The organism is Aeromonas diversa CDC 2478-85, from assembly GCF_000819805.1.
GTDB classification, from domain to species: domain Bacteria; phylum Pseudomonadota; class Gammaproteobacteria; order Enterobacterales; family Aeromonadaceae; genus Aeromonas; species Aeromonas diversa.
In genome coordinates, this window is sequence record NZ_CDCE01000016.1 from 37085 (window position 1) to 62310 (window position 25226).

21 protein-coding genes and 1 riboswitch are annotated in these 25226 nt (G+C 64.7%); of the genes, 3 read left to right on the forward strand and 18 right to left on the reverse strand.

Annotation, left to right across the window (positions count from 1 at the left end; all coding sequences use genetic code 11):
• Positions 1-31 precede the first annotated feature (31 nt).
• Positions 32-2407, forward strand: a complete 2376-nt coding sequence (locus BN1121_RS03610; protein WP_005354577.1) for a DNA polymerase II — start codon at positions 32-34, stop codon at positions 2405-2407.
• A 51-nt stretch (positions 2408-2458) separates the two neighbouring features.
• Here the strand turns inward: BN1121_RS03610 and BN1121_RS03615 are convergent, their stop codons facing one another.
• The 17 genes from BN1121_RS03615 to argA form a co-directional block, all read right to left on the reverse strand.
• Complete coding sequence (locus tag BN1121_RS03615; RefSeq protein ID WP_005354575.1) at positions 2459-3631, reverse strand: M28 family metallopeptidase; 1173 nt, start codon at positions 3629-3631, stop codon at positions 2459-2461.
• 267 nt (positions 3632-3898) lie between these two features.
• The gene (pbpG, locus tag BN1121_RS03620; protein WP_005354572.1) at positions 3899-4777 is read right to left on the reverse strand and encodes a D-alanyl-D-alanine endopeptidase; all 879 of its coding nucleotides are present in this window, start codon (positions 4775-4777) and stop codon (positions 3899-3901) included.
• Positions 4778-4963: 186 nt separating this feature from the next.
• On the reverse strand, positions 4964-5998 hold the full coding sequence (locus tag BN1121_RS03625) for a cytochrome c-type biogenesis protein CcmH (protein WP_005354570.1): 1035 nt from the start codon (positions 5996-5998) through the stop codon (positions 4964-4966).
• A complete protein-coding gene (locus tag BN1121_RS03630; protein ID WP_005354567.1) occupies positions 5995-6504 on the reverse strand; it encodes a DsbE family thiol:disulfide interchange protein in 510 nt (169 codons plus the stop codon). Before BN1121_RS03630 ends, BN1121_RS03625 begins: the two co-directional genes overlap by 4 nt.
• Positions 6492-8357, reverse strand: coding sequence for a heme lyase CcmF/NrfE family subunit (locus BN1121_RS03635; protein ID WP_005354564.1), 1866 nt, complete (start codon positions 8355-8357; stop codon positions 6492-6494). The genes BN1121_RS03630 and BN1121_RS03635 overlap by 13 nt, the downstream gene beginning before the upstream one ends.
• 68 nt (positions 8358-8425) lie before the next feature.
• Positions 8426-9382: a cytochrome c nitrite reductase subunit NrfD gene (gene nrfD, locus BN1121_RS03640; RefSeq protein ID WP_043157693.1), complete on the reverse strand. Its 957-nt coding sequence runs from the start codon at positions 9380-9382 to the stop codon at positions 8426-8428.
• Positions 9382-10122, reverse strand: a complete 741-nt coding sequence (locus BN1121_RS03645) for a 4Fe-4S dicluster domain-containing protein (RefSeq protein WP_005354557.1) — start codon at positions 10120-10122, stop codon at positions 9382-9384. The genes nrfD and BN1121_RS03645 overlap by 1 nt, the downstream gene beginning before the upstream one ends.
• Entirely contained in the window at positions 10119-10667 is a 549-nt protein-coding gene (gene nrfB / locus BN1121_RS03650) for a cytochrome c nitrite reductase pentaheme subunit (RefSeq protein WP_005354554.1), read from the reverse strand. The genes BN1121_RS03645 and nrfB overlap by 4 nt, the downstream gene beginning before the upstream one ends.
• A 55-nt stretch (positions 10668-10722) precedes the next feature.
• Positions 10723-12138, reverse strand: a complete 1416-nt coding sequence (gene nrfA, locus BN1121_RS03655) for an ammonia-forming nitrite reductase cytochrome c552 subunit (protein WP_005354549.1) — start codon at positions 12136-12138, stop codon at positions 10723-10725.
• A 315-nt stretch (positions 12139-12453) separates the two neighbouring features.
• On the reverse strand, positions 12454-13656 hold the full coding sequence (gene glpC / locus BN1121_RS03660) for an anaerobic glycerol-3-phosphate dehydrogenase subunit GlpC (protein ID WP_043597268.1): 1203 nt from the start codon (positions 13654-13656) through the stop codon (positions 12454-12456).
• Positions 13657-13707: 51 nt separating this feature from the next.
• Positions 13708-14970, reverse strand: coding sequence for a glycerol-3-phosphate dehydrogenase subunit GlpB (glpB, locus tag BN1121_RS03665; protein ID WP_005360848.1), 1263 nt, complete (start codon positions 14968-14970; stop codon positions 13708-13710).
• On the reverse strand, positions 14967-16598 hold the full coding sequence (glpA, locus tag BN1121_RS03670; RefSeq protein WP_005360850.1) for an anaerobic glycerol-3-phosphate dehydrogenase subunit A: 1632 nt from the start codon (positions 16596-16598) through the stop codon (positions 14967-14969). Before glpA ends, glpB begins: the two co-directional genes overlap by 4 nt.
• Positions 16599-16745: 147 nt before the next feature.
• Entirely contained in the window at positions 16746-17498 is a 753-nt protein-coding gene (locus tag BN1121_RS03675) for a PilZ domain-containing protein (RefSeq protein ID WP_005360852.1), read from the reverse strand.
• A 48-nt stretch (positions 17499-17546) separates the two neighbouring features.
• A complete protein-coding gene (locus tag BN1121_RS03680; protein WP_005360855.1) occupies positions 17547-17999 on the reverse strand; it encodes a YchJ family protein in 453 nt (150 codons plus the stop codon).
• Positions 18000-18071: 72 nt separating this feature from the next.
• Positions 18072-20309, reverse strand: coding sequence for an LTA synthase family protein (locus tag BN1121_RS03685; RefSeq protein ID WP_005360857.1), 2238 nt, complete (start codon positions 20307-20309; stop codon positions 18072-18074).
• A 117-nt stretch (positions 20310-20426) separates the two neighbouring features.
• Positions 20427-21779 (reverse strand): lysine-sensitive aspartokinase 3, encoded by a 1353-nt coding sequence (gene lysC, locus BN1121_RS03690; RefSeq protein ID WP_005360859.1) that lies wholly within the window; start codon positions 21777-21779, stop codon positions 20427-20429.
• Positions 21780-21861: 82 nt separating this feature from the next.
• Positions 21862-22051: riboswitch (Lysine riboswitch) on the reverse strand.
• 110 nt (positions 22052-22161) lie between these two features.
• The gene (gene argA, locus BN1121_RS03695; RefSeq protein ID WP_005360861.1) at positions 22162-23490 is read right to left on the reverse strand and encodes an amino-acid N-acetyltransferase; all 1329 of its coding nucleotides are present in this window, start codon (positions 23488-23490) and stop codon (positions 22162-22164) included.
• 146 nt (positions 23491-23636) lie between these two features.
• On the opposite strand from argA, the gene BN1121_RS03700 reads away from it, so the two are divergent.
• Together BN1121_RS03700 and msrA are read left to right on the forward strand one after the other, a co-directional pair.
• Positions 23637-23990 carry a hypothetical protein gene (locus BN1121_RS03700; RefSeq protein WP_005360863.1) on the forward strand — a complete coding sequence of 118 codons (354 nt, stop codon included), beginning with the start codon at positions 23637-23639 and terminating at the stop codon, positions 23988-23990.
• Positions 23991-24057: 67 nt separating this feature from the next.
• The gene (gene msrA / locus BN1121_RS03705; RefSeq protein WP_005360866.1) at positions 24058-24693 is read left to right on the forward strand and encodes a peptide-methionine (S)-S-oxide reductase MsrA; all 636 of its coding nucleotides are present in this window, start codon (positions 24058-24060) and stop codon (positions 24691-24693) included.
• Positions 24694-24878: 185 nt separating this feature from the next.
• Here msrA and BN1121_RS03710 read toward each other — a convergent pair whose 3' ends face one another.
• Positions 24879-25214 (reverse strand): DUF3802 family protein, encoded by a 336-nt coding sequence (locus BN1121_RS03710; RefSeq protein ID WP_005360870.1) that lies wholly within the window; start codon positions 25212-25214, stop codon positions 24879-24881.
• Between the last annotated feature and the right edge of the window lie 12 nt (positions 25215-25226).

The window sequence follows — 25226 nt, forward strand, 5'->3', positions numbered from 1 at the left end:
GCAGGGTACTGTACAAACGTACAATGCCCCCATGAGCGAATCCCTCTCTTCACCTGTCGCCCCGAGCGAAGGCTTCATCCTCACCCGCCACGCCCGCGACCACGGGGGCCGGACCGAGATCATCCTCTGGCTGTGGAGCCCACAGGGGCCGGTGCGGCTGGTGGTGCCGGATCAGGAGCCCCTCTTCTTCGTGCCTGCCGATCAGATGAGCGAGGCCATGACCCTGTTTCGCGCCCACGGGTTGCGCGGACGGGCCCGCCGTCTGCCGATGCAGACCTTCGATGGCCGCCCCGTCGCCGGCCTCTACTTTCCCACCCTGGCGGCCTTTCACAAGGCGGTGGAGCTGCTGCTCATCAAGGGCACCGAGCACTTCGAGGCGGACATCCGCCTGCCCGAGCGCTACCTGATGGAGCGCTTCATCACCGCCGGGGTCAAGTTTCAGGGGCACGCGAGCCGACGCGGCGGCCACTGGCAGGTCAGTGACGGGCGCTGCGCCCCGGCCGAGGTGGCGCCGACCCTCTCCTGGGTGTCGCTCGACGTGGAGTGCGCCATGGACGGAGCCCTCTTCTCGGTGGGGCTGTCGAGCCCCATGGACGAGCGGGTCATCATGATTGGCGAGCCCGAGGAGATGGCGACCCCGGTGGAGTGGGTGGCCGACGAGCCGGCCCTGTTGTCGGCCCTGGAGCGCTGGTTCCAGCGCTTCGATCCGGATCTGGTGATGGGTTGGAACGTGGTCAACTTCGACTTTCGCCTGCTGCTGCGCCGCGCCGATCTCCACAAGCGGCGGCTGCGCCTCGGGCGCGGCCGCGAGCTCGCCTTCTGGCGTGCCTCGCGCCAGGATCCCCAGAGCGGCAACGTGACCCTGCCTGGGCGCATGGTGCTGGATGGGGTCGACACCCTCAAGAGCGCGACCTGGCAGTTTCCCAGTTTTAGTCTGGACGCGGTGGCAAGCGAGCTGCTAGGCCGCGGCAAGGACATCGAGGACGTGGCCAACCGGGGCCAGAAGATCACCGAGCTGTTCCATTCCGACAAGGGGGCGCTGGCCCGCTACAACCTGGAAGACTGCCGCCTGGTGCACGAGATCTTCGCGCACTGCGATCTCATCGCCTTCGCGGTGGAGCGGGCGTCGCTCACCGGCCTCGAGCTCGATCGCATCGGCGGCTCGGTGGCGGCCTTCACCAACCTCTACCTGCCGCGTTTGCACCGGGGCGGCTTTGTGGCGCCGAACCTGCCTCGCGATGGCGGATTGGCGAGTCCGGGCGGCTATGTCATGGACTCGGCCCCCGGCCTCTATCGCCATGTGCTGGTGCTCGACTTCAAGAGCCTCTACCCGAGCATCATCCGCACCTTCTGCATCGACCCCATGGGGCTGGTGGAGGGGCTGCGCAATCCCGATCACGCCATTCCCGGCTTTCGCGGCGCACTCTTCTCCCGCGAGCGTCACTTCCTGCCCGGCCTCATCGAGGGGCTGTGGCAGGCGCGTGACCGGGCCAAGGGGGCGGGCAACAAGCCCCTCTCCCAGGCCATCAAGATCATCATGAACTCCTTCTACGGGGTGCTCGGCTCGGGGGGCTGCCGCTTCTATGATCCGCGCCTGGCGAGCTCCATTACCCTGCGCGGTCACGGCATCATGCAGACCACCCGTGAGTGGATCGAGGCAAAGGGGTATCAGGTCATCTACGGCGACACCGACTCGACCTTCGTGCACCTGGGCAAGGCGGTGAGCGGCGCAGAGGCCGACGCCATCGGCCAGGGGCTGGCGGAGCACATCAACCGCCGCTGGCGAGAGAAGATCCGCGCCGAGTTTGATCTCGAGAGTGCCCTCGAGATCCAGTATGAGACCCACTACCGGCGCTTCCTGATGCCAACCATTCGCGGCCTCGAGAAGGGGAGCAAGAAGCGCTACGCGGGTCTGGTGGGCGAAGGGGAGGGGGAGCACCTGGTGTTCAAGGGGCTCGAGACGGTACGCACCGACTGGACGGCCCTGGCCAAGGGGTTTCAGTCCGAGCTCTTCAATCTGGTGTTTCACGACCAGGATCCGAGCGATTTTGTGCGCCAGACGGTGGATGCCACCCGCAAGGGGGAGCGCGACGACCAGCTGGTCTATCGCAAGCGGCTGCGCCAGCAGCTCGAGGAGTATCAGAAGAACGTGCCGCCTCACGTGCGCGCCGCGCGTCTGGCCGACGACGAGAACCGCCGCCGCGGCTTGCCCCTGCGCTACCAGCATCGCGGCACCATCGCCTACGTCATGACGGTGAGCGGCCCCGAGCCGCTCGAATACCGGCGCAGCGCCATCGACTACGAGCATTACGTGGACAAGCAGCTGCGCCCCATCGCCGACGCCATCCTTCCCTTCGTCGGGGCCTCGTTTGATCGCATCTGCGGTCAGCAGCTCGACCTGTTCTGATCCGCACAGCAAAGAGGGCCCTCACGGGCCCTCTTGCGTTTGTCTGGCGGGTCAGTCGATGCGCCCCATCTCGACGGCGAAACTTGCCGCCAGCTGGGCGAACTTCAGGGCGTGGCCGGCCTGGCTGTCGGAGTTTTGCAGGGTGTCGTTGCGGGTGTGAATGTTGGGGTTGTAGTCATTAAAGCGCGACTCGAATGGCATGGCCGCCGGGTAGCCCTGATTGTGCCAGGAGGCGTGATCCGAGCAGCCGTAGCCGCAACTGTCGTAGCCATAGGTGATGGCCGGCAGGTAGGTGTCGATGAGGCGGGCCAGGTAGGCGTTGAGCTGGCTATCGGTGTAGTCGGTCATGAAGACGATGTCCTCGGCCGACCCCTGATAGTTGGTCATGTCGAGCTGTAGCGCCGCCAATACTCGAGTGCCGGCGCTCTTGTAGCGGCCGGCGATGTCTTTGGAGCCGCGCAGCCCCACCTCTTCCGCCGCGTAGCCGATGAATTGCAGGGTACGCTCGGGCTGGCGCCCCTGATCGGCCAGTACTCGCAGCACCTCGGTCAGGGTGGCGATGCCGGAGGCATCGTCGTCGGCGCCCGGTGCCAGGGTCTGGCTGTTGGGGGCATAGCCGGCGGTGGAGTCGAGGTGGCCGCCGAGCACCACCACCTCGTTTGGATACTTGCTCCCCGTCAGGGTGAGCACCACGGATTGTTGCGGGTAACCGCTGTGCTTGACACGGCTGACGCTGGCCCAGGGCAGGGTTCCGGTGAGCCCGCGCCACTGCTGGGCGACCCAATCGGCGGATTGCACCCCTGTGGTGGTGGTGTAGTAACGGTTGCGCCAGCTTGAGAGCTTGCCGATGGTGCCGGCGATCTGCCCCTGATCCAGATTGGGCAGCATCCGGCGCACGCTATCGCCACGCTCGAGCGGGGGAGCGGTGAAGCTTGTCAGGGTCTGAGGCTGGGCCATGGCCTGCAGGGCGTCGGCCAGGCTGGCGTGTACCATGTAGCCGCCGCAGCGTGCGTGCTCCTCGTGCATCAGGGTTGAGAGGGCGGCCAGCTGGCCGGGCTCGACCTGGGCCAGCTGGATGGCGCTCCCCTTGGCGCTGAACAGGGGCGCGACCTCGGCCCCCACTCGTTTGAGTTCGGGGCCGGCATCCGAGCCGACCGTGATCCAGACCGGCTCGGCGGCCTGAACGGCCAGGGGCAACAGCAACAGGGGAAGTATCCGTTTCATAACAGCTCCTTGATGGGTGAGGGTCGCAGCCAGTCTAGACCTGCCCGGCCATGAATGAGAGCCATGTGACAATCATCGCCGCGCCGCAGATGTGTCGGCATGAGAGGGCATCGAGAGAGGCGCAGAGGCGGCGAGCTGGCAGAGTGGCACGACAATCCCCTCAGAGGGGCAAGGGGGAGTGGGGTAATCTTCCGCATCCCCCGGATGGGGGGGGCTGCGCAAACGGGGGAAAGAGTGAAGCCCCGGTTGGGGCTTCATCGAGGCAACTTACTGACCGGCGGTGCGAAATGGGTTGGCGGCGAGGGTGGTGCGCCCCGAGCCCTCCAGCCAGGTCTTGATGCGCTTGGCATCGGCGACCCGCTGATTGGTGGTGTCGGCATTGAGCAGCACCATGATGACGGGCTCACGCTCTACCCGGGTTTCCATGACCAGGCAGCGGCCCGCCTCGCGGATATAGCCGGTTTTGGAGACCTTGACGTCCCAGATCCCTTCACGCACCAGGCGGTTGGAGTTGCGATAGTGAAGCTGGGTCTTGTTGGTGCGAACCAGGCTCTGATCGTCGGTGGAGTATTGGCGGATCAGCGGATAGCTGGCGGCCGCGGCCACCATCTTGGCCAGGTCGTGGGCGGTGGAGACGTTACGCGGGGTCAGCCCCGTGCTGTCGTGAAAGCGGGTATCCCACATGCCGAGCATACGAGCCTTGGCGTTCATCGCCTCGACGAAGGCACGCTGACCGCCGGGATAGTGGCGGGCCAGGGCCGAGGCGGCACGGTTTTCCGAGGCCATCAGGGCAATGTGCAACATCTGGGCACGGCTCAGGCGCGAGCCGACGGCCAGACGTGAGCCGGTGCCCTTGATGCGGTCGATATCGGCCTGGGTGACGGTGAGGGTCTCGTTGAGGCGAAGCCCTGAGTCCAGCACCACCATGGCGGTCATCAGCTTGGTGATGGAGGCAATCGGCATGACCCGGTTGGCATTGCGCTCGCTTAACACCTCACCGGTTCTGTGGTTGGCGATGACAAAGGCATCCGAATGCAGGCCCGTGATGGAGCCGGGATGACCATGGCCGCCAGAGAAAGGATTGGCCAAGGCTGGCTGCAACAGGGTGAGGCCCAGCAGCAGTGAGGTGAGGTAGCGCTTCATCATGATCTGGTTTACCGCACGAATCGAAAGGAGTCTGGATTAGTTATATGTCGGCCTTTGACGCAGCACAATCCTTTGCCCCTTGTCATCGAAGGGAATCATGAAATTTGTGTCATCCACGGCGTTTATGCCCCTATGGGGCGTCGCATTTTGCCACGACACCGGGGCGGACGCATGCCCTATTTACGCTCAACCGGCTCCGCCCAGCGCGCTGGCCATTTGCAGGGCACGGGTCACCGCCTCCCGATCCAGACGAGGGCGCCCCTCGTCGAGCAGTTGCTGCCAAAGGCGTGCCGCCTCCCGGTAGCGACCATTCAAGAAGTGATCCGACGCCTTGAGCATCAGGGCGGTCACCTCACCCGGGTCCTGGCTCAGGGCCTGATTGAGTTCCTGCTCGGCCTGGGGCGTCATGCGCTGGCCGGCCCGGTAGTAGAGCACTGTGGCCCGGGCGGCCCGGGTGGCGGCGCTCTGCTCTCCCTCCAGCTGGGCCAGTCGGTCATAGGCCCACAGGGCATCGTCGAAGCGATTCTGATAGAGCAGCCACTGGGCCAGCTCGGCCCAGGCATCCTTGTCGCGCGGCTGTTGGCGCAGGCGCTCCTGCAGCCGGGCACCGGCGGCCTCCTTGAGGGCGCCGGCCTCGAGCCCCAGCAGGGGATCGGGGTTGGCCTGCCAGTGACGCCACTGCTCGAACTGACCCAGGGTCTGATAGCCGAGCGCGGCGAGCCCCAGGCTGGAGACGAGGATAGCCGGGCCAAGCCAGGGGGTGAGCGGGTGGGGGGCCGCCTCTTCGGGGGCGCTCGCCTGCCACTGTGCATGCAAAATGGCCTGCTCCTCGCTCAGGGTCGAAGGCAGGCGGGGACGCCGCCCGGTGGCGAGCCAGAGGCCGCACAGGGCCAGCAGCAGGGGCGGCAGGCCCCACAGCAGCAGGGTCGAGAGGCGCAAGGGGGGGCGGTAGGTGACAAACTCTCCGTAGCGCTCGACCAGCGCGTCGCGCACCGCCTCGTCGCTCTGTCCGGCGGCGACCCGCTGGTAGACCTCGAGGCGCAGATCTCGCGCCAGGGGGGAGTTGGACTCCACCAGGTTCTGGTTCTGGCAGGACGGGCAGCGCAGGCTCCTGGCCAGGGCCTCGGCCCGCTCGGCCTGGGTGGCATCGGCAAAAGAAAACTCGTCGGCGGCCCACAGCAGGGACGGGATCAGACAGAGGGCAAGCAGCAGGCTTCTCATGGTTTCTCCAGCAGCGGGAGGAAGCGGCGCTGCCACGCTTCTTTGGTCAAGACGCCCCGGTGGCGGGCCAGCAGGCGCCCGTCAGCGCTCACCAGCCAGCTCTCCGGCGTACCGACCACCCCGAGGGCCAGCCCGAGGGCGCCGTCGCCATCGTCCAGCACCAGCTGATAGGGATTGCCGGCGCTCTCGAGCCAGGCGCGCGCGGCGGCCGGCTTGTCCCGGTAACTGATCCCAAGGATGGGCAGGCTCTGGCCTATCTCCAACAGCAGGGGGTGTTCGCTGCGGCAGTTGGCGCACCAGCTGGCCCAGACGTTGAGCAGAAAGGGGCGGCCACGCAGCTGTGCAGTGGAGAGGCGTTGCCCCTCCAGGGTGGTCAGGGTGAGCTCGGGCAGGGGGCGGTTTAGTCCGGCCTCATCGTCCACCTGGGCGGGGGTGAGGGCGTGCCAGAGCAGCAGCAGCAGACCGAGGCCGAGCAGCAGGGGGAGCCAGCGGATCAGGCGGGACATGATGCCTCCTGGTTGCGTTTGCGCTGAAAACGACGGCCGAGGGGCAGCAGGCCCGCCAAGGCGAGCAGGACGCCTCCCAGCCAGAGCCAGCTGGCGCCGGGTTTATAGGCCAGGCGCAGGGCGATGCGGTTCCCCTGCTTGTCGCCTGGCACGGCGTAGAGATCCCCCGAGGGGAGGCGCAGCAGTCCCACCTCGTTCATCTGCATGGTCCGCACGCTGTAGTGGCGCCGCTCCGGGAAGAGTCGGCCCAGGGCCTTGCCCTCCTTGAAGGCGGTCAGATGATAGCGCTCGGCGCTGTAGTTGGGGCCGAGCTCAGGGGTGATGGCATCGAGACGCACCCGATATTGACCCAACGTGGCGCTCTGCCCCGGCGCCAGCAACAGGCCCCGCTCCCGGGTGTGGCCGGCCAGCTGGCTTGCGGCCAACACCACCAGGGCCAGCGCCAGGTGGGCCAGGTGGGCGCTGCGCAGCCCGTCGCGCCAGAGGGCGTGCAGGCAGGTGAGCGAGAGCCAGAGGGCGAGCAGGGTTGCCATTCCGGGCAGCAGAGCGCTGCCCTGATTGAGCCAGAGGGTCGGCGGCAGAGCCAGCAGCAGCCACAGCCAGGGGGCCCGGGGCAGCCGGCTTTGCTGCCAGCCGAGCCAGGGCAACAGGATGAGACCGAGCAGGGCCAGCAGCACCAGGGGCACGAAGAGAGCGTTGAAGTAGGGGGGGCCCACCGAAATGGCCCCGTGGGCGATGAGGGGATGAATGAGCGGATAGAAGGTGCCAATCAAGACCACCGCCGCCCCCAGCAGGGGCAGTGCCAGGGCGCAGGCGAGGGCGCTTTCGCGAGAGAGCAGGCTGAAGTGAGCCCGACGGACGCTGAGCTGACCGCGCCAGCCATAGAGCAGCAGGGCGCACAAGGCCACGGCCCCGAGCAGGAGCAGCAGGCGCTCACCACGGTTGGTGTCGATGGCGAAGGCGTGAACCGAGCTCATCACCCCGGCCCGCACCATGAAGGTGCCGAGCAGGCTCATCACGAAGGTGAGCAGGGCCAGCAGCAAGACCCCCTGGCCAAACAGGCCGCGCCGCTCGAAGGCGGCCAGGGCATGGAGCAGGGCGGTGCCAAACAGCCAGGGGAGCAGAGAGGCGTTCTCTACCGGGTCCCAGAACCACCAGCCTCCCCAGCCGAGCTCGTGATAGGCCCACCAGGCCCCCAGTACGATACCGGCGGTGAGCCAACCCCAGGCCGCGCGGGCGAGCGGTCGCCAGGCGCGCACCAGGGCCCCGTCGAGGCGCCGCTCCCACAGGGCCGTGATCCCCAGGGCGAAGCTGGCGGCAAAGCCCACATAGCCCAGATAGAGCAAGGGGGGGTGAAGGATGAGGGCGACGTCTTGCAGCATGGGGTTGAGATCGCGCCCCTCGAAGGGGGGCGGGAAGAGGCGCACGAAGGGGTTGCTCTCGGTCAATAGATAGAGGGAGAGCAGGGCGATAAGCCAGCCCATCACGCTCTGGGCCCGGGCGCGGGTGGCAAGCGGTTGGGCCAGGTGGCCGAGGCGCGCGTTCCACAGGCTCAGGGCAAACAGGAAGAAGAGCAGGGATCCCTCGTGGCCGCCCCACACCGCGGCGAGCTTGAAGGGGAGCGGTAGCCGGCTGTTGCTGTGCTGGGCCACATAGAGGAGGGTGAAGTCATCGCTCTGGAAGGCATGGGCAAGCAGCAGCAGAGCGAGGCCCACCAGCACGACCTGACCCCAGGCCAGGGAGCGGGCCAGACGCCGGGCCCCCAGCCCGTGCGGCAGCCAGGGAAGCGCCCCCTGCCAGCAGGCGAGCAGAGGGGTGAGCAAGAGGGCCATCAGAGCCAGTTCGGGCAGCATCTAGCCCCTCCCATGAAACGAACGCGGGGAGTGGTCGACACTCCCCGGAGTTATTGCCGGCAGTACCATCAGGCGACGGTCATCTGGCCGGCATAGAGGATGAAGTAGCGCAGCAGCAGGATCCCGGTCAGGCTGCAGCCGCAGATGAGCAGCAGCTTACCACGGCCGTGACCCGGAAGCAGGCGGCCGAGCAGCAGGGGCGCGGCCAGGCCCAGCCCCACTACGCCAAACCAGAACACCTGGGACCAGAAGCCACCACCGATGGCGCTGATCAGGGCCACCAGCTTCTGCCCGTCACCGAACCAGAGGCCGGTGAAGAAGCACAGCAGCAGCAGCGCCTCGATGAGTACCAGAGGTGTCTCGAAGCGGTGCAGGAACTGGACCTCGTCACTGTGCGCCCGGGTCTTGAACAGGGTGGTCGAGACCAGGATGCAGCTGGCGACGCCGGAGCTCAGGCCCGAGACCAGGAACAGCACCGGTAGCACAGGGTTGTTGAGCATGGGGTAGCTCTTGAGGGCCGAGAGCAGGAAGCCGGTGTAGGCCCCCAGCAGCACGGCGAGCAGCAGCAGCAGGGGCTCGACCATCTTGTCAACGCTCGGGATCCTGGCCAGCAGGCCATCGACCCAGCCAAAGCGGCCCGGCAGCAGGCGCTCGCGCAGCCACGCCAGCTCACTGGCGAAGACGCCGCCGAGCCAGACGAAGAGCACCGCCATATAGACCTGGAACAGCATCACCCCCATCGACATGACCGAATCGAACTGGTAGTGGAACATCAGCTTCCAGAAGGTCCAGGGGCGGCTCAGGTGGAAGATGAGGATTAGCAGCCCCAGGACGACGGAGGCCGGCCCCAGGATGGCGGTCGCCTTGAGCACGCCGCTTTGGGAGGCCTTATCCCCCAGCACCTTCTGCTTCAGCAGCACGGCAAAGGTGACGCTGCCGGCCGAGATCCCGAGCAGGAACAGGTAGATGGCGATGGGCCAGTCCCACACCAGAGAGGGGAAGTGGAATGGATCTGCGGGCAGCATCATGACTTCACCTCCCCATTGACGGCACCGTTCACATAGCCGGTAGGCACGCCGTCGCGACCAATCTCCAGCTCCTCACCGCTGCCCAGGGCCGGCACCCGGTACATCTTGGGCTCTGTGCCCAGATGACTCTTTGCCCGGTAGGTGGGCAGGCGGCGCAGCGCGCGGTTGAGCTCGCTCGCCGGATCGTCGAGATCTCCGAAGGTGAGCGCCTTGGTCGGGCACGCCTCGACGCAGGCGGGCAACTTGCCGTGGGCCAGGTTGGTGTGACGGCAAAAATCACACTTGTCGGCCACCCGGGTTTGGGGGTTGATGAAGCGCACCCGGTAGGGGCAGGAGGCGATGCAATATTGGCAGCCGACACAGAGATCGGCATCCACATCGACGATGCCGGTGTCCGGATCCACGTGGGAGGCCCCGGTCGGGCAGACGTGGACGCAGGGGGCGTTGTCACAGTGCTGGCAGGAGTGGCGATAGAAGTGGTAACGCGCCTCGGGGAAGGTACCGATGGGGCCGCTGCGCACTATCTGCAGGCGCGACACCCCCTCGGGCACCTTGTTCACCTCGCGGCAGGCGTCCATGCAGGCGGTGCAACCGATGCAGGCCGTCTCGTCATGGAGCATGCCAAGGCGCTTGCCATCTATGGTCATGCTGGCGGCAAGGGAGTTGACCGGGCCCGTCATCATGATGAGGGCACCGGCTCCCGCGCCGGCCAGAAAACCGCGACGGGAGCAGCTCATGGGGCCTCCTTGCCACTCGCCTCGGCCTCGTTGGCCAGCTTGGCGGCGTGTTGCTTGCCGTGACAGTCGACGCACAGGCCGATGCGGACCTTGCTGTCGATGCCGACCATGGGCTCCTTGGCCACATGCAGTTCGTGGCAGTTGGTACAGGCGAGCTTGGTGGCGTGCACATCGTGGGCCCAGAAGGCCTCGCGCAGGGGCTTGGGCTCGTGGCAGCTCAGGCAGACGCCGTTCTTCTGATCCAGGGGCATGCTCTTGTCCTGGAAGTCCATCACATCCTTGACCCCTTCCCGGTGACGGGGGGAGGGCTTGCCGTGGCAGTTGGTACAGGTGACGGGCCCCAGGTTGTTGGGGTTGGTGGCCTGGGCGTGCTTGCCGTGCATCGCCTCGTCCTCTTTCTTGTGACACTGGGTGCAGGCGTAGTCGGGGCTGCGCTGCAGCTCGACCTTGGCCTGGTCGCCCCGGGTCTCGCTCTCTTGGGCCTGGGTCAGGGGCGCACCCAGCATCAGGGTGAGCGCCAGCAGGCAGGGGGTTAACCGTTTCATCATGATCTCTTCATCCCTCTGGGGCCCCGCGCGGCGGGGCCCTGTGATACACGACTCACTTGGTGAGCAGGCCAGCTTCCTGCGCCTGTTTGTCCCAGGCGGGGACCGTGGTCTTGAGGAACTGCTGCTTGTCGCTGATGAACTGTTTCATGTCCATGCCGAGGGCGGCCTGGGCCTTCTCCTTGGTGCTGATGTCCGGCAGCGGGATCTCACCGGTGATCCCCTTGGTGGCGAGCAGACGGGCCAGCTTGGTGCGGGCGTCGGCGGCCTTGTCCAGGGCGGTGCCCAGGGTCCGCAGCGCGACATCCGGGGCATGCATATGGATGCCGTGGGAGGCGATGGAGTAGTCCCAGCGCCACTGGGCGTGACGAATGTCTTGCAGAATTGGCTTCATCTGTTCCTCGGTGGCGCCTGCGTCCCAGGCGGCCTTGGCCTCGAAGTGGGCGCGCACCAGCTGCTGCTCCACCTTCAGCTTCAGATCGTTGACCGCTACCTTGCGCTCCTTGACCACCCCTTCGAGCATGGCCTTGCTCTGGGTGTGACAGTTGGCGCAGGTCTGGTCGAAGCGATCGAAGGGGTTACCCACCTTGTGATCCGTGTAGAGCTTGCCATCCTCACCGCGCACCTTGGGCATGTGGCAGTCGACGCAGCCCACGTTGTTCTTGCCGTGGATGCCGGCGCGCCAGGTCTCGTACTCGGGGTGCTGGGCCTTGAGCATGGGGGTCTTGGAGAGACCGTGTACCCAGTCGGCGAAGCCGAGCTCGTCGTAATAGCGCTCCATGTCGTCGGCCGTGGTGCCCTGATCCCAGGGGAACTTGACGCTCTTGGTGGGGGCGACGAAGTAGTACTCCACGTGGCACTGACCGCACACCTGGGCCTGCTGATCGAAGCGGCCCTGCTTGGCAAACGGCATATGGATGGCATCCATGGCGCGGCTCGCGTAGGGGCGGGATTGGTGCAGGGCCGGTTTGCCCTCTTTGAATTCCTTGCTGTCGGTGGCGTGGCAGTCGGCGCAGCCGATGGTGTTGACGATCTCGGGGCCACCCTTGGCCCACATCCCCTTGAAATAGGCGTCTTCACCCTGGCTGTCGATCACCCGGGCCACGTCCGGGCTCTTGCAGCTCCAGCAGGCCATCGGCAGGGGGCCGTCCTCGGCACTCTTGGGGGCGCCGGTGCGCAGGGTCTCGCGCACGTCGGTCAGGGCGTAGTAGTGGCCGCGTGGCTTGTTGTAATCCTTGGCGAAGGCATAGCCGGCCCACAGCACCACCAGGTTGGGATCCTCGGCCAGGGCGTCGGCGCGCTCTTCGCTCTGCTTGGTCTGCTCCCAGGATTGGTACTGCTTGGCATGATCCTTGGAGAACAGGTCGTTGCGCCCCTCGATCTTGGCGTGTACTTGGCCGGTCCAGATGGCCCCGGCTATCAAGGCGCCCATTGCCAGCGCCCACTGCTTGGTTTGTGAACCCACGATCATCACTCCCAGATGATGGCCTCTCTCTTGGTGGAGAGCCTGTTGTTGTTATCCAATGGGTATTCTCTTTACCCATTTACTCACCAGGTCAGTCTATAGAAGAAATAAATCAGATGTTCTTTTGTTCGACGGGGATTTGTCTTGGATCAATTGCTGGCCCCGGGGAGGGGAAAAAATGAGAGGTAAATAACAATTCACTTTCTTCTCAATGAGATGAGAGCGGCGTTTTGCCGGCTTGGCGGCCGTGAGGAGGCAGGTTGTAGGGATTCAATGGGTGACAAAATGGTGAGGCCAGCAGGCTGGCCTCACCGGAGGGGGTTAGATCAGCGCGCTGGCCAACAGGTGGATCGGGTGCTCGCAGCGGTAGGGGGTGCTCATCTCGATCTGCCACTTGCAGGTCTCGCAGTCGGTGATCACCAGATCCGGTTTGAGGCGCCCAATCTGATCGAACAGTCCCTGGCCGATGCTCTGGCTGGTGGCGTAGTTCTCCGACTTGAAGCCATAGGTGCCGGCGATGCCGCAGCACTGGGAGTCGAGCACGGTGACACGCACGCCGGGGATGGCACGCAGGATCTCGAGGGTGTAGATGACGCCGCCCATCTTCTCCATGTGGCAGGGGGTGTGATAGGCGATGTGCAGATCGAGCGGCTTCATGGCCGGCAGGTTGCCCTTCTGGAACTCTTGCCACAGGAAGCGGGTGATGAGCGAGATGCGGCTGCGCACCTTGTGGTTGTCCTGCTCCAGCAGATGAGGGTATTCGTCGCGCAGGGTGAAGCCGCAGGTCGAGGAGGTGGTCAACAGGGGCATCTCGTTGCCGATCAGGGTGTTCTCCATCTGCTGAATGTTGAAGGCGGCCTGTTGCTTGGCCTTGTTCATGAAGCCGTTGGCGATGAGCGGCACGCCGCAGCACTTCTCCCGCTCGAGCAGCTGCACGCCTATGTTCATGGCGTTGAGCACCTGCACCAGCTCCTTGCCGAGCTGCGGGTGGTTGTAGTTCACGTAGCAGCCGTGGAAGTAAGCCACCTGACGGCCATAGCTGGCCTGGGTCGCCTTCTGTTTCTTGTACCAGCCACGGAAGGTGCCCTGGGAGTACTTGGGAAGATCCCGGTGGGAGGAAACCCCGAGCGCCTTGTCCAGCACCAGTTTGACCGGCTTGAGGCTGGTGGTGAGGTTGACCACTGGGGCCATCAGGGTGGACATGCCACCCAGCAGATCGGTGTGGGAGAGCACAAACTCCCGGATCCCGGGTCTCATCCCCCCGTACTGGTGCTTGGCCCGGGCTATGATGTCGCCGATACGCACGCCGCTCGGGCAGGCGACTTCGCAGCGTTTGCAGTTGGTGCAGTGCTTGAGCGCCTCGTCATAGAGGGCCGGACTCTTGATGCGCAGGCGCTCCCCGTCCGGACCCGCCTGTTTGGGGCCCGGGTAGGAGGGGTTGGCCTTGGCGACCGGGCAGTAGGCGGTACAGACGGTGCATTTGATGCATTGATCGAAGGTCTGGTTGGCGTGATCGAGCAGCATGTCAGTTCTCCTCCCGGCTGGATGGACGGCGCGGGATGTGGGGCAAGATTCTCATCGGGTCGACTCCAGAATGTGGCCGGCGGCCTGCCAGCCGGTGGCCACCGCCACCCCGGAGCCCGAGCCTTCCTGGATCGGATCGTAATGGGCCAGTATGCTGCCGGCACCAAAGAGGTTGGTGAGCGGTTTGCCGGCGCGCAGCACCCGCAGCCGCTCGTCGGTCTTGACCCCGAAGCCCATGAAGGGGTGATGGCTGAAGAGGCGGCGACCGGCCCAGGCATCGCGCTCGGGGGCGCTGAGCACGTCGGCGCCGAAGATGGGCTCGCGAATGCCGCGCAGGCGCGACTCCAGCCCGCGGCTAAAGAAGCTGCCGGTGGCGAGGATGAAGTGGTCTGCCTCAAACAGGACGTCTTCCCCGTTCTGGCTGTAGAGGCCGATCACCCGCTGGTCGTCGCAGTGTGCACCCTGTACCCGCTCGCTGGTAAGGAAGGTGCCGCCCAGCGCGATGAAGCGGCGCTTGAGGGTCTCTTGCAGGCGCATGCCGATGAGCGACGGCGGCATGGTGGCCACCTCGCGGATGGTGCAGCCGGTGCGCTTTTCCAGCTCGCTCAGGCGCTCGCTGACCAACCCCAGGGTGAGGCAGGCGGGCAGGACCAGATGGTGGCAGTGGCCGCCGGCTTCGTGCATCAGGCGCGAGATCTCCCGGGCCAGATCGGCCAGCAGATCGTGGCGATCGCACAGGCGGGCTATGTCGGCGGAGCGAAACTCGTGGGGGTTGCGGCTAAATTCGGCCAGCTGGGGCAGGCGCAGCTCGCCGGTGAGGATGCGGGTGTGGGCAAACCCCGGCTGACTTGCCAGATTGGCGGCGGCCAGGGCCGGATGGAAGTCGCGAAACCCCTCCAGGGTGGCGAGCATCAGCCGCTCGGGTTGGGGCGTTTCGCCGGCGATGGCGCAGGTATCGGGGGAGAGCCAGGTCTCCTTGAGGGTGCCGATGGGGGTGAGGCGTCTGTGATTGCGCTCGCCGCCCGTCAGGGTGAGCCCCTCGGCGGCGCAGTGACGCTGCAGATCCTCGAGACTTGCCAGCACGCCGGCTTGGCCCACCCGGGCATAGGGGTGATCCGGATGGCGGTCGATGAAATCGGGCAGGGCCGCGCGGGGGTCACCCTCGCCGCCCAGCAAGTCCACCGAGCCGGAAGAGAAATGCAGGGCGCTCTGGCCCGAGGCCATGATGAGGCACTTCTGTCCCGCCTCGGCCAGGCGCAGGCCGGCGCACAGGCCGGCGATGCCGCCGCCTATGATGATGCTGTCGAATCTCATGATGCGGCCCCCTCCTTGTCCTGCTGCTCGGTGGTCCAGGCACCCAGCCCGAACAACCCCTCATAAATCCAGTAGGTAAATTCCGCCTCGCGCAGGGCATCGCCCCACAGCACGGGACGGGTCCCCTTGAAACGCTCCTCGATAAACTGGCGCAGCATGATGCAGGCCTGGCGGCCATCGGCCTTGCCGTACTCGTGCATCAGGCCGGCGGCGCGGTAGGCGCACAGCTCACCCTGACAGGGGCCCATGCCGACCCGGGTGCGGCGGCGCAGATCGATGAGGTTATCCACGTCCAGCTCGCGCAGGGCGTACTCGATTTCCCCGGCCGTTACCATCTCGCACTCGCAGATGAGGGCGTTGGCCTTGGGATTGTCACGGAAGAAGGCGATGACCCGCTCCCCGTGGCGGTACTGGGCCGACCCCTCGGCCGGGGCGCTCAGACCCGGGGCCGAGACTTTCTCGGGGTCGCGCGACCCGGGTAGGCTTAGTTCGGCGGTGCGGCACGGCGTGCTGTTGCCGAGCTTCTTGGCCACCAGATCGGTGGCCCACTCGGCCATCAGGCGGTAGGTCATCAACTTGCCGCCCGTGATGGTGTTAAAGCCCTGCAAGCCGTCGCGTTCGCTGTGATCGAGCAGCACTATGCCGCGGCTGATGTTGCGGCCCGACTCGTCCCCATCCACGGCGACCAGGGGGCGCACCCCGGCGTAGGCGCGCAGCAATCGGGTGCGCGCCATGATGGGGGCGAGTTTTATCCCCTCGCGCAGCAGTACCTCGACCTCGTCCGGCGTCACCTGCAGGTTGTCGATGCTGTGGTAGTCCACCTTGCTCGAGGTCGTGCCGATGAGGGAGATGGTATCCCCCGGTACCAGGATGTCGGCGTCGGCCGGCTTGCGGCAGCGGTTGAGCACCAGCTGGTTGATGCGGTAATCCATGATGAGCAGGGAGCCCTTGGCCGGGAACATGCGGATGCCGAGATCGGCGTATTCGCAGATCTGCTGGCCCCAGATCCCCGCGGCGTTGATCACCTCCTGGCACTCCACCTCGAAGGCTTCGCCGGTACGGGTATTGATGGCCCTGACACCGTAGACGCGATCCTGGGCTCTCAAGAGCCCGAGTACCTTGCTGTGGGTGAAGATGCGCGCACCGTGCTCCTTGGCGTCGAGCACGTTGGCGGCGGCGAGACGGAAGGGGTCGACCGTACCGTCCGGCACCTGGACTGCGCCTATCATGGCCGGGTTGGCGTTGGGCTCGAGGCGCAGCGCCTCGCGCGGGTCGAGCTGACGGGTCTCGATACCGGCGCGGGCACAGGCCTCCATGAAGGTCTTCTGGAAGCCGATGTCATCTTCCGGCAGGGTCAGAAAGAGGCCGCCAGTGTCCTCGACACAGTGGCTGGCGATGCGCTTGAGGATGCGGTTCTCCTGGATGCACTCGCGGGCCGACTCCTGATCGGTGACGGCGTAGCGGGCGCCGGAGTGGAGCAGGCCGTGGTTGCGGCCCGTGGTGCCCGAGGCGATGTCATCGCGCTCGAGCAAAACGCAATCGATACCGCGCAGGGCGCAATCGCGCATGATCCCTGCGCCCGTTGCCCCGCCGCCTATGATAACGACCTGGGTGGTGATCCGTTTCATTGTGCTCATCTCACTGCTTCTTGTTAGGAGCAGTGTGACGGTTTCACACCCGAAAATGTTTGATTCAGACCAAATTAATGAGCGCAATCGCTCATTTTTGTGGGTGTTGGTGGTTTTTTGTGAGCAAGATCGCACTCATGACCGGACTCACTGTCTCGTCTCCTGCCGGCGAGGGCGGATCACCATATGGTGCCCGTCGAACTCCAGATGCTCGAACAGGCGCTCGCTCTGCTGTCGCCCGTGAGGATCGAAGCGCATGCCGTAACGGTGCTGCCCCCCCACGCTGCGGTGATTGCAGATGGAGCCGGTAAGGCGAAACTGGGTCGCGTCATTGGGGCTCAGCCGAAAGCGCAGCTCCAGCTGCCAGCCGGACGAGAAGGGGGGGGCCAGGTGGTTGGTGGCAAAGGAGCACCCCTCTTGCGAAAGATCGAGCAGGCTGACCTCGACCTGGCGTTGACCGAGCACGGCGATGCCCTCGCAGTGGACCGGATAGCGCGTCTCCTTGCGGATCTTGTTGATGATGAGGGTCTCGGGCGTGCGAACCGTAAACACCAGCGGTGTGCTACTGAACTGCTCTATGATGCCCTCGAGGTGAACCATGGCCCCCATGCCCCGCTCGCACACAAGCGAGATGGCGACCCGATAACCGGCCCGGCAGCAGAGGGCCGCCTCATTGGCCGAAACGGTGCTGAGGGTAAAGTAGAGAAAGCCGCGACGATCGGCGCCGATCAGGACGGCGGGCAGGGATCGGTTGATCCCGGTAGGGGAGATCACCTCGACACCGGCCTCGCTGGCGGGTTGCAGGTAGGAGAGCGCATCACTGCCGGTGATGCGAGTCCCCTTTTCCCGGTGTGCGAGCAATTTCTGTTTGATGGCGCTGGCGTGACTCTGCTCTGTCATGAGGCGCTCCTTGCATCGGGACAGTCAGTTTCATTTAAAACCACGCCTTTAATCGGCGCAACACTTCTTGAACTTCTTGCCGCTGCCACAGGGACAGGGATCGTTGCGTCCCACACGCGCGGCGGCGGGAGTCAGCTCACCATCGGTATAACGCCAGCGCCCCGCCTCTCGCAGGAAGCGGGAACGTTCGTGCAGGCAGACGAGTTTTTCACCCTCGTGAAACCAGGCCTTGAACTCCACCCAGCCCTGATCGCCCTGCTCACCGCTGCCGAGGATCTCCAGGTGGTCCCAGCGGGTATCCTGCTGTCCCAGCTCTTCGGCGTTGAGCCCCCCCAGATGGTCCGGATGCCAGGTCTTGACCAGATAGTCTCCCAGCCCCAATACGAAGGCGCAGTAGCGGGAGCGCATCAGGGTTTCCGGTGTGGTGGCGGCGGCGCCCAGATGCAGGGGCTGGCAGCAATCGGCATAGGGGCGGCCAGTGCCGCAAGAACAATCAGTCATGAGAAAGGACTCCGTGTGCGGTGAGGGGGGCCATACTAATCGCCCCCCGACCTCGGGCCAACGTCTTTATGCCTAGGGCAGAACCTCGCTTCGGAAGGTCGCGCGGATCTGGGGCAGCAATGGGGTGGGGTCAAAGCCCGGCTCTTCCCCCAGTACCGGGTGCAGCAGGGGCTCGGGCGTGGCGCCCTCAAGCTTGCCCGCCAGCAGGGAGCGGGTGATCTGGCCCAGTTGATAGAGCTGACGTACCTCGCCGAAGGTCGCCACGGGATCGAGCGCATCACCCTCGCGGGTGAAGACCATCAGGGGGATCTCATAGCGCGCCGCCCGACTCGGTTGGGAGCCGAGAATGCCATCGCCGGCACCCATCAGGAAGGGCTGGTGGTCGCCAAAGGCGATCACCAGGAAACGTTCGTCGCCGGCCGCCAGGGCCTCGAGTAGTTTCTGCAGCGAGGCCATGGCATCGACCACGCCGGTGTAATAGGTGTTGAGCGTCTGTCGCTCCCCGGCCGGGAGATCGGGACAGGCCCCATCGAGCTCGGCGCCCTGATAACGGGGGCCATCGAAGGGGCCGTGGCCCTGCATGGTGACCCCGTAAGCAAACTGGGGGGCGAGCTCGGCGCTGGGTGCCAGCAGGCGGGAGACCATGGCATCATCCGAGACGTAGAGTCCCTTGTGGGCCAGGGTGGTGAACTCACGGTCAAACCAGCGGGTTTGGTAGCCCAGTGCCGGGATCGCCTGATCCCGCCCCCAAAACTTCTCTACATAGGGGTGCACGAAGAGGGTCTGATAGCCACTGGCGCGCGCCGTGTTGGCCAGGCTCGGCACGCTGGGCTGCAAATAGTAGTAGGGGACTATGCCCTGCTTGAGCAGCCCCACCGGCAGACCGGTGTTCATCTCGAACTCGGCCAGTACCGTCATCCCCCCCGTGGTGGGGGAGTGAATGGTCTTGCGCCATTGTTGTAGCCCGGCGGGCAGGGTGAGATCCGGCGCCTTGGCACAGATCTTCCCCTGCCAGCCGAGCCAGAGGGATTCATATTGCAACACGATCACCCGATCCCAGAGAGGGGGGTGGATGTCCGGGGTGTGCACCCGTTTCGGCGCCAGGCCAGTACTGAGCAGCGGATAGCGGAAGATGGAGCCCTGGCTCACCATGTCATCCACCAGATTGAAGAGATAGAGGCCGGGGCCGGCGCGGATCAAATCCCTGTGGTAGGTGACGCTGTGCTGGAAATAGCGCACGTTGGGGCCGAGCAGGCGGTTGCCGGCCTGGGTGGCGAAGACGCAGAGGGCGAAGAAGGCCAGGGTGGCGGCAGCCCCGCGCAGCAGCCAGCGCGACAGGGCAAAGCGCCAGCAGGCAAACGCCAGCACCAGGGCCAGGGCCCAGGGCGCCCAGGGGTACTCTTCACGCAGGATCTGGAGCAGTCCCAGCAGGTTGCCCAGATCGTTACCGCCCAAGGGGACCCCATAGATAGCGATCTTGGTGAAGTTGGCAAGGAGCCCCAGCCCCATCAATAGGGTGAAAGCGAGCCCCATGTAGAGATGAAAACCGGCCAGGGCACACAGGCCCCAGCCGATCACCATGGTGCCCCAGGCCAGATAGTAGTGCTCGACGCGAAAGCCGGACCAGAGCGTGAACTCCCCGAAGCGAAAGAAGGCAAAGCCGTGCAGCAGCAAAAAGGTGAGGTTGCCCAGCAGCAGGCTGGCCGCCACCCGGGAGCGGCGACGCAGGCGAAACAGGGGGGCCAGCAGGTGGAGCAGCAGGGCGTTGATAAGCACTATGGCCCCCAGGGTGAGCAGCATCTGGGGCAGGGAGAAACCACGGGCCGGCAAGAGTTGCAGGAAGCGGGTGGGCAGTGGCGCCCCTTGGATCTGTGGCTTCACCCAAAGGGAGTACTCCCGGCTGGCGGCATCATCGGGGACGCGCATCGTGCTGTTGAGCTGCACACGGCACCCCTTGTCGCCGCAGCGTTGGTGCTTGCTGGCGTCAATCGCGAGCCGACCGGCCTCGCCGCCATCTTCCCGGCGCAGGATGAAGGTCAGACGGTCCGCATCCAGAAGGGGCTCGGCCAGGCGCCACTTGTGATGCAGCACCACATACATGCCGCGCTCATCGCTCTTGTAGAGTAAGGACGCCTGCTCGAGACGAGCCACCTGAAGGGTACCGCTGTGAAAATCGATGGGCTCGAAACGGTTCAGCACGGCGTCGAGGCGCAGCCAGGGAAGCAGCAGGGCAAAGAGGAGCAACCCCCACAGCAGATGCAGCAGGAGTCGTCGCCTGTCGGCGTGATGAGTGGCAAACAGAGACCTCATGTGGCCCTATCCTTGAGCAACGGGAGTGGCCGATGGTGCGGCCAACTCCCTCTTGTTGTCAATTTTATGACCAGAAAATGAAGATCTGATTAACAGTTGATGGCGAAATCGAATGATTTAGCCGAGCAGACCCTGATGTAGCCGGTTGACCACGGCGGCGGCCTCTTCTTCGCCCACCAGGAAGCAGAGGTTGTGGGCGCTGGCCCCATAACAGATCATGCGAATGTTGTGATCCTGCAGGGTGGCGAAGACCTGGCTGCCCACACCATTGACCTCGCTCATGCGATTGCCGATGAGGGCCACCAGGGCGAGCCCGCTCTCTACCTTGACCTTGCACAGCTCGCCGAGCTCGGCCAGCACCTTGTCGCTCAGGGTCGCCTCCCCGTTGCTCTGGCTGCCGGTGTGATCCAGGGTGAGGGAGACGCTCACCTCTGAGGTGGTGATGAGATCCACCGAGATGCGGTGACGTGCCAAGATGCCAAATACCTCGGCCAGGAACCCGTAAGCGTGGAACATGTTGGGGCTGTGCAGCGTTACCAGCACCTGGTTGCGGCGCAGGGCCACGGCCCGAAACAGGGGGCTGCTGCGGGTGGTGGCGCGGATCCAGGTGCCCCCGGCGGCCGGCTCCCGGCTCGAGCCGACGAACACTGGAATGTCTCGGCGCACCGCCGGTTGCAGGGTCGAGGGGTGCAGCACCTTGGCGCCGAAGGTGGCCATCTCGGCCGCCTCGGCGAAGCTGATTTCGGGGATGGGTCTGGCCCGGGTCACCAGGCGCGGATCCGTGGTGTAGATGCCGGGGACATCGGTCCAGATCTCTATGCTGCTGGCATCGAGTGCCTCGCCGAGCAGGGCTGCGCTGTAATCAGAGCCGCCACGCCCCAGGGTGGTGGTGCGACCATGCTCATCGGAGCCGATAAAGCCCTGGGTGACCAGGATGGTATCGCCGAGCAGGGGGGCTATCTCCTGTTGGCAGAGCGAGCGGGTGGCATCGAGATCGACGCTTGCCTTGCCAAAGCGGCTGTCGGTGCGCAGCAGGCGGCGCACGTCGACCCATTGGGCCTTGGCGCCACGCTGGCACAGCAGCTCGGTGAAGAGGCGGCTCGACATCATCTCGCCACAGGCGATGAGGCGATCGGCCAGCTCCGCATCGGTGTGCAACCTGGCCTGGCGCGCCATGGCCTCGATCTCGGCCAGCTGGGCATAGATGGCCGCTTGTAGCTCGGGGTTGGGGGAGAGGGCGTCGAGAATACGTTGCTGGATCCCGGTCAGTTGGGCCAGCTGCGCGCCGAGGGCCTCGTCACCGAGTTCGCCCTGAGCCAGGGTGACCAGCAGATTGGTGACACCTGCGCTGGCACTGAGCACCACGACGCGGGTGGCGGGATTGGCGAGGACGATGTCGGCGCAGCAGCCCATGGCGGTGGCATCGGCGACACTGGTGCCGCCAAACTTGGCGACGTTGAGAACGGTCATGAAAACTCCTGTCTATATAAAAAAGCCGGTCCATCGGGCAAAGACAGGGGAAGCGGAAAAATGGCAGGAATAGGTCAACATCCCGGCCAGAAGCGCTCCACCTGAGAAGGGTAATCCCTCCACCGATGACAGCCCGGGGGATTCAGCCCCCGCAGCCGACGGGATGCACAACGGTATGCACTCCCATCTCGGCGTTGCTCCCCCTGACCCGGGATCGTCGGAGACCGAACTCCTCCCCCTGGTTGCCTGGGCAACGCTCCTCTTCTGGCTCCACCCCTTGGGCGGTGGAGTAATTAAACAAATACCCCGTCTTGGTCATCAGTGTCAATTAAGAATCGACAAACATCGAGGGTTCTTTTTTTACTCGTTTAATATCAACGTTCTACACAATATTCTTTAGCAAAATCTTGGAGCGGCGCTGCCAGTTGTAGAGACGCTGCTTGGCCACCGGCAGATCCTCTACCACCACGGGGTGGAAGCCGCGCTCCTGGAACCAGTGGATGGAGCGGGTGGTGAGCACAAAGAGGCGCTCGATCCCTTGCCGGCGAGCCTGCTCGCTGACCCGACTGACCAGCATGTCGCCTCTATGGCCGCTGCGGTAGTCGGGATGAATGGCCACGCAGGCCATCTCGGCCATCGCCTCGTCGGGAAAGCTGTAGAGGGCGGCGCAGCCGATGATGAGGCCATCGCGCTCGATCACGGTGAAGTGATCGATCTCCATCTCCAGCTGCTCCCGGGAGCGGCGCACCAGGATCCCTTCTTCCTCCAGGGGGCGGATGAGATCCAATATGCCGCCGATGTCGTCTATGGTCGCAGAGCGCGCCCGCTCGGCGCTCTCGCGCACTATCTGGGTGCCCACCCCCTCCCGGGTGAAGAGCTCCTGCAACAGGGCCCCGTCTTCGGTGTAGCTCACCAGATGGGAGCGCGGCACACCGCCGCGGCAGGAGGCGATGGCGGCGCGCAGATAACGGGCCGTGCCCGAGAGGTGGTCCCCCTCCTGCGCGAGCAGGGCCAGATGCTCTTGTGCCTCTTCGGGGAAGAGCTCGGAGATGGCATTGCCCCCCGCATCGAGCACTCCCTGATGGGAGCTAAAGCAGATGAGCTTGTCGGCCTTCAGGTCGATGGCGATCCGTTGGGCGACCTCTTCCGAGCAGAGGTTGAAGCTCTCTCCGGTGACCGAGCAACCGATGGGGGAGATGAGCACCAGATTCTGCTGATCCAGCTGGCGGCGGATCCCGTCGGTGTCGATGCGCCGCACCCGGCCGCTCAGGCAGTAGTCCACCCCTTCATCGACACCCAGTGGTTGGGCGGTCACGAAGTTGCCACTGACCACGCTGATGCGGGCACCCTGCATGGGGGTGTGAGCCAGCCCCATGGAGAGGCGGGAGGTGATCTCAAACTGCATGCCGCCGCACACCTGCTTGATGATGGCGAGGCTCTCCTCGTCGGTGACCCGGGTCTGCTTGTGAAAGTGGGGGGCTATCTGATGGCGGGCCAGCGCCTCATCGATCTGGGAGCGGGCACCAAAGACCAGCACCAGACGGATGCCCAGCGTCTGCAGCAGGGCGATATCGTTGATGATATTGCTGAAATTGGGGTGGCTGATGGTCTCACCCCCGGCCATCAGCACGAAGGTGCCCCCCCGGTGGAAGTTGACATAGGGGGTGGATTGACGGAACGCATTGACCAGATCGGGGTCCCTTTCACGCACAGCGGAAACCTTAAATAGAAAGTCACTAATGTGGTCAATATATGAAAATCAATTCACAAATCAAGCTTGTTTATTCTGTCTGAGCTCTTTATTTCTTCAGGTGCTAGGATGACGGCATTGCAACCCGCATCAGAGGGGTGGTTCAGATGACCCAACCGCATCTTGAGATCCCGGAACAGGAGCCCCTGGCCGCACGTTTGGCTCCCCAGCTGCTGCAACTGCTCACGGCCTATGGCGACGGGGATCTGGCCGCCTTCTCGGCCCTCTTGCCCCCCGACTTCGTGGCCGGGGAGTACGGCGCCGAGCGGTTTCACAAGGGGAGCCTCCAGTTTCGCGAGCGCTTTGGCCCCTGCCTTCGTCTCACCTTTCTCACCCGGCTGCGCCGGGGTCACGATACCCTGCTGCTCTGGAAGGGCGCCTTCTCGAGTTGCGAGGATGAGTTGCTGCTCCACCTCAAAATCGGGGGGGAGGAGCGCGTCGAAGGGTTTTGGATCGTCTGAACCCTCTTGATCCCAGGCCGGGCTCTCTCGTATTGTCGGGCGCTCATGGAGTCGTCAGGAGAGAGTAATGGACAAAACCTGCATGGTATCGCCCACCGAAGCCCTGCCGGGGCGCAGCGAGCCCCAAGTTGTCAATCCGGTACATTTTGTCAACGGACATGCCACCGTCGGGCCCTGGCCCGAGGGGATGGCGGTTGCCTGGTTTGGCATGGGCTGTTTTTGGGGTGTCGAGCGCCTCTTCTGGCCGCAGGAGGGAGTCTGGTCGACGGCAGTGGGCTATCAGGGCGGGATGACCCCCCATCCTACTTACCAGGAGGTGTGTAGCGGCCTGACCGGCCATGCGGAGACGGTGCAAGTGGTCTTCGACCCGGCCCGTATTCGTTACGGGGATCTGCTTCGCCTCTTCTGGGAGCATCACGATCCGGCTCAGGGCATGCGTCAGGGAGGGGATGTGGGCACTCAGTATCGTTCGGTTATCTTCTATGCCGACGAGAGCCAGCGGGCCGAGGCCGAGGCGAGCCTGGCAGCCTATCAGGCCGCGATGGTGCAGAGCGGCGATGGCCGAGCCATCACCACCACCATCGCGCCTCTGGCACCCTTCTACTACGCCGAAGAGTATCATCAGCAGTATCTGGCCAAGAATCCGGAGGGGTACTGTGGTCTGGGTGGCATCGGCGTCTGCTTGCCCCCGGGCCTACATTGAACGCTCACTGTACTGCGAGCAAAAAAATCAGAAATAAATTGAACTTCTTGTGGTCAACGTGCTCCAACCAGTTGAGCCCTCATGGATGAAGGCCCAGACCAGACACTTCTTGCCACACAAGATGACAGCAAGCCAGGCCGCCCAATGCAACGGGCGGCCTGTTTCTTTTGGGGATGGGGCGAAGATCAGCGGATGGCGCTGTCGAACAGATTCTTGATGAGGATGATAAATTCGATGAGGAACTCCCGCTGGGCGGACGTTGCCGGGCGCTCCCACACGGCGGAAAGCACCTCTTGCAGATCGGCCACCACGGAGTCGGCCTCGCGCATGATCACAAAGCGTATCTTGGAGTCGAGTTGGGGGTTCTGCTCGCACAAGGCGATCAGGCTCTCGGCCACCTGGTCGCTCACCAGGTGTTCGATGCTCTCACCGCCGGCCTCATCGCTCTTTTGCTCGAACAGCCCCAGGCTCTCGACCAGATACTCGATAAGCGCCAGATACCCTTCACCGTCTACAACCATTGTTGTGTCACT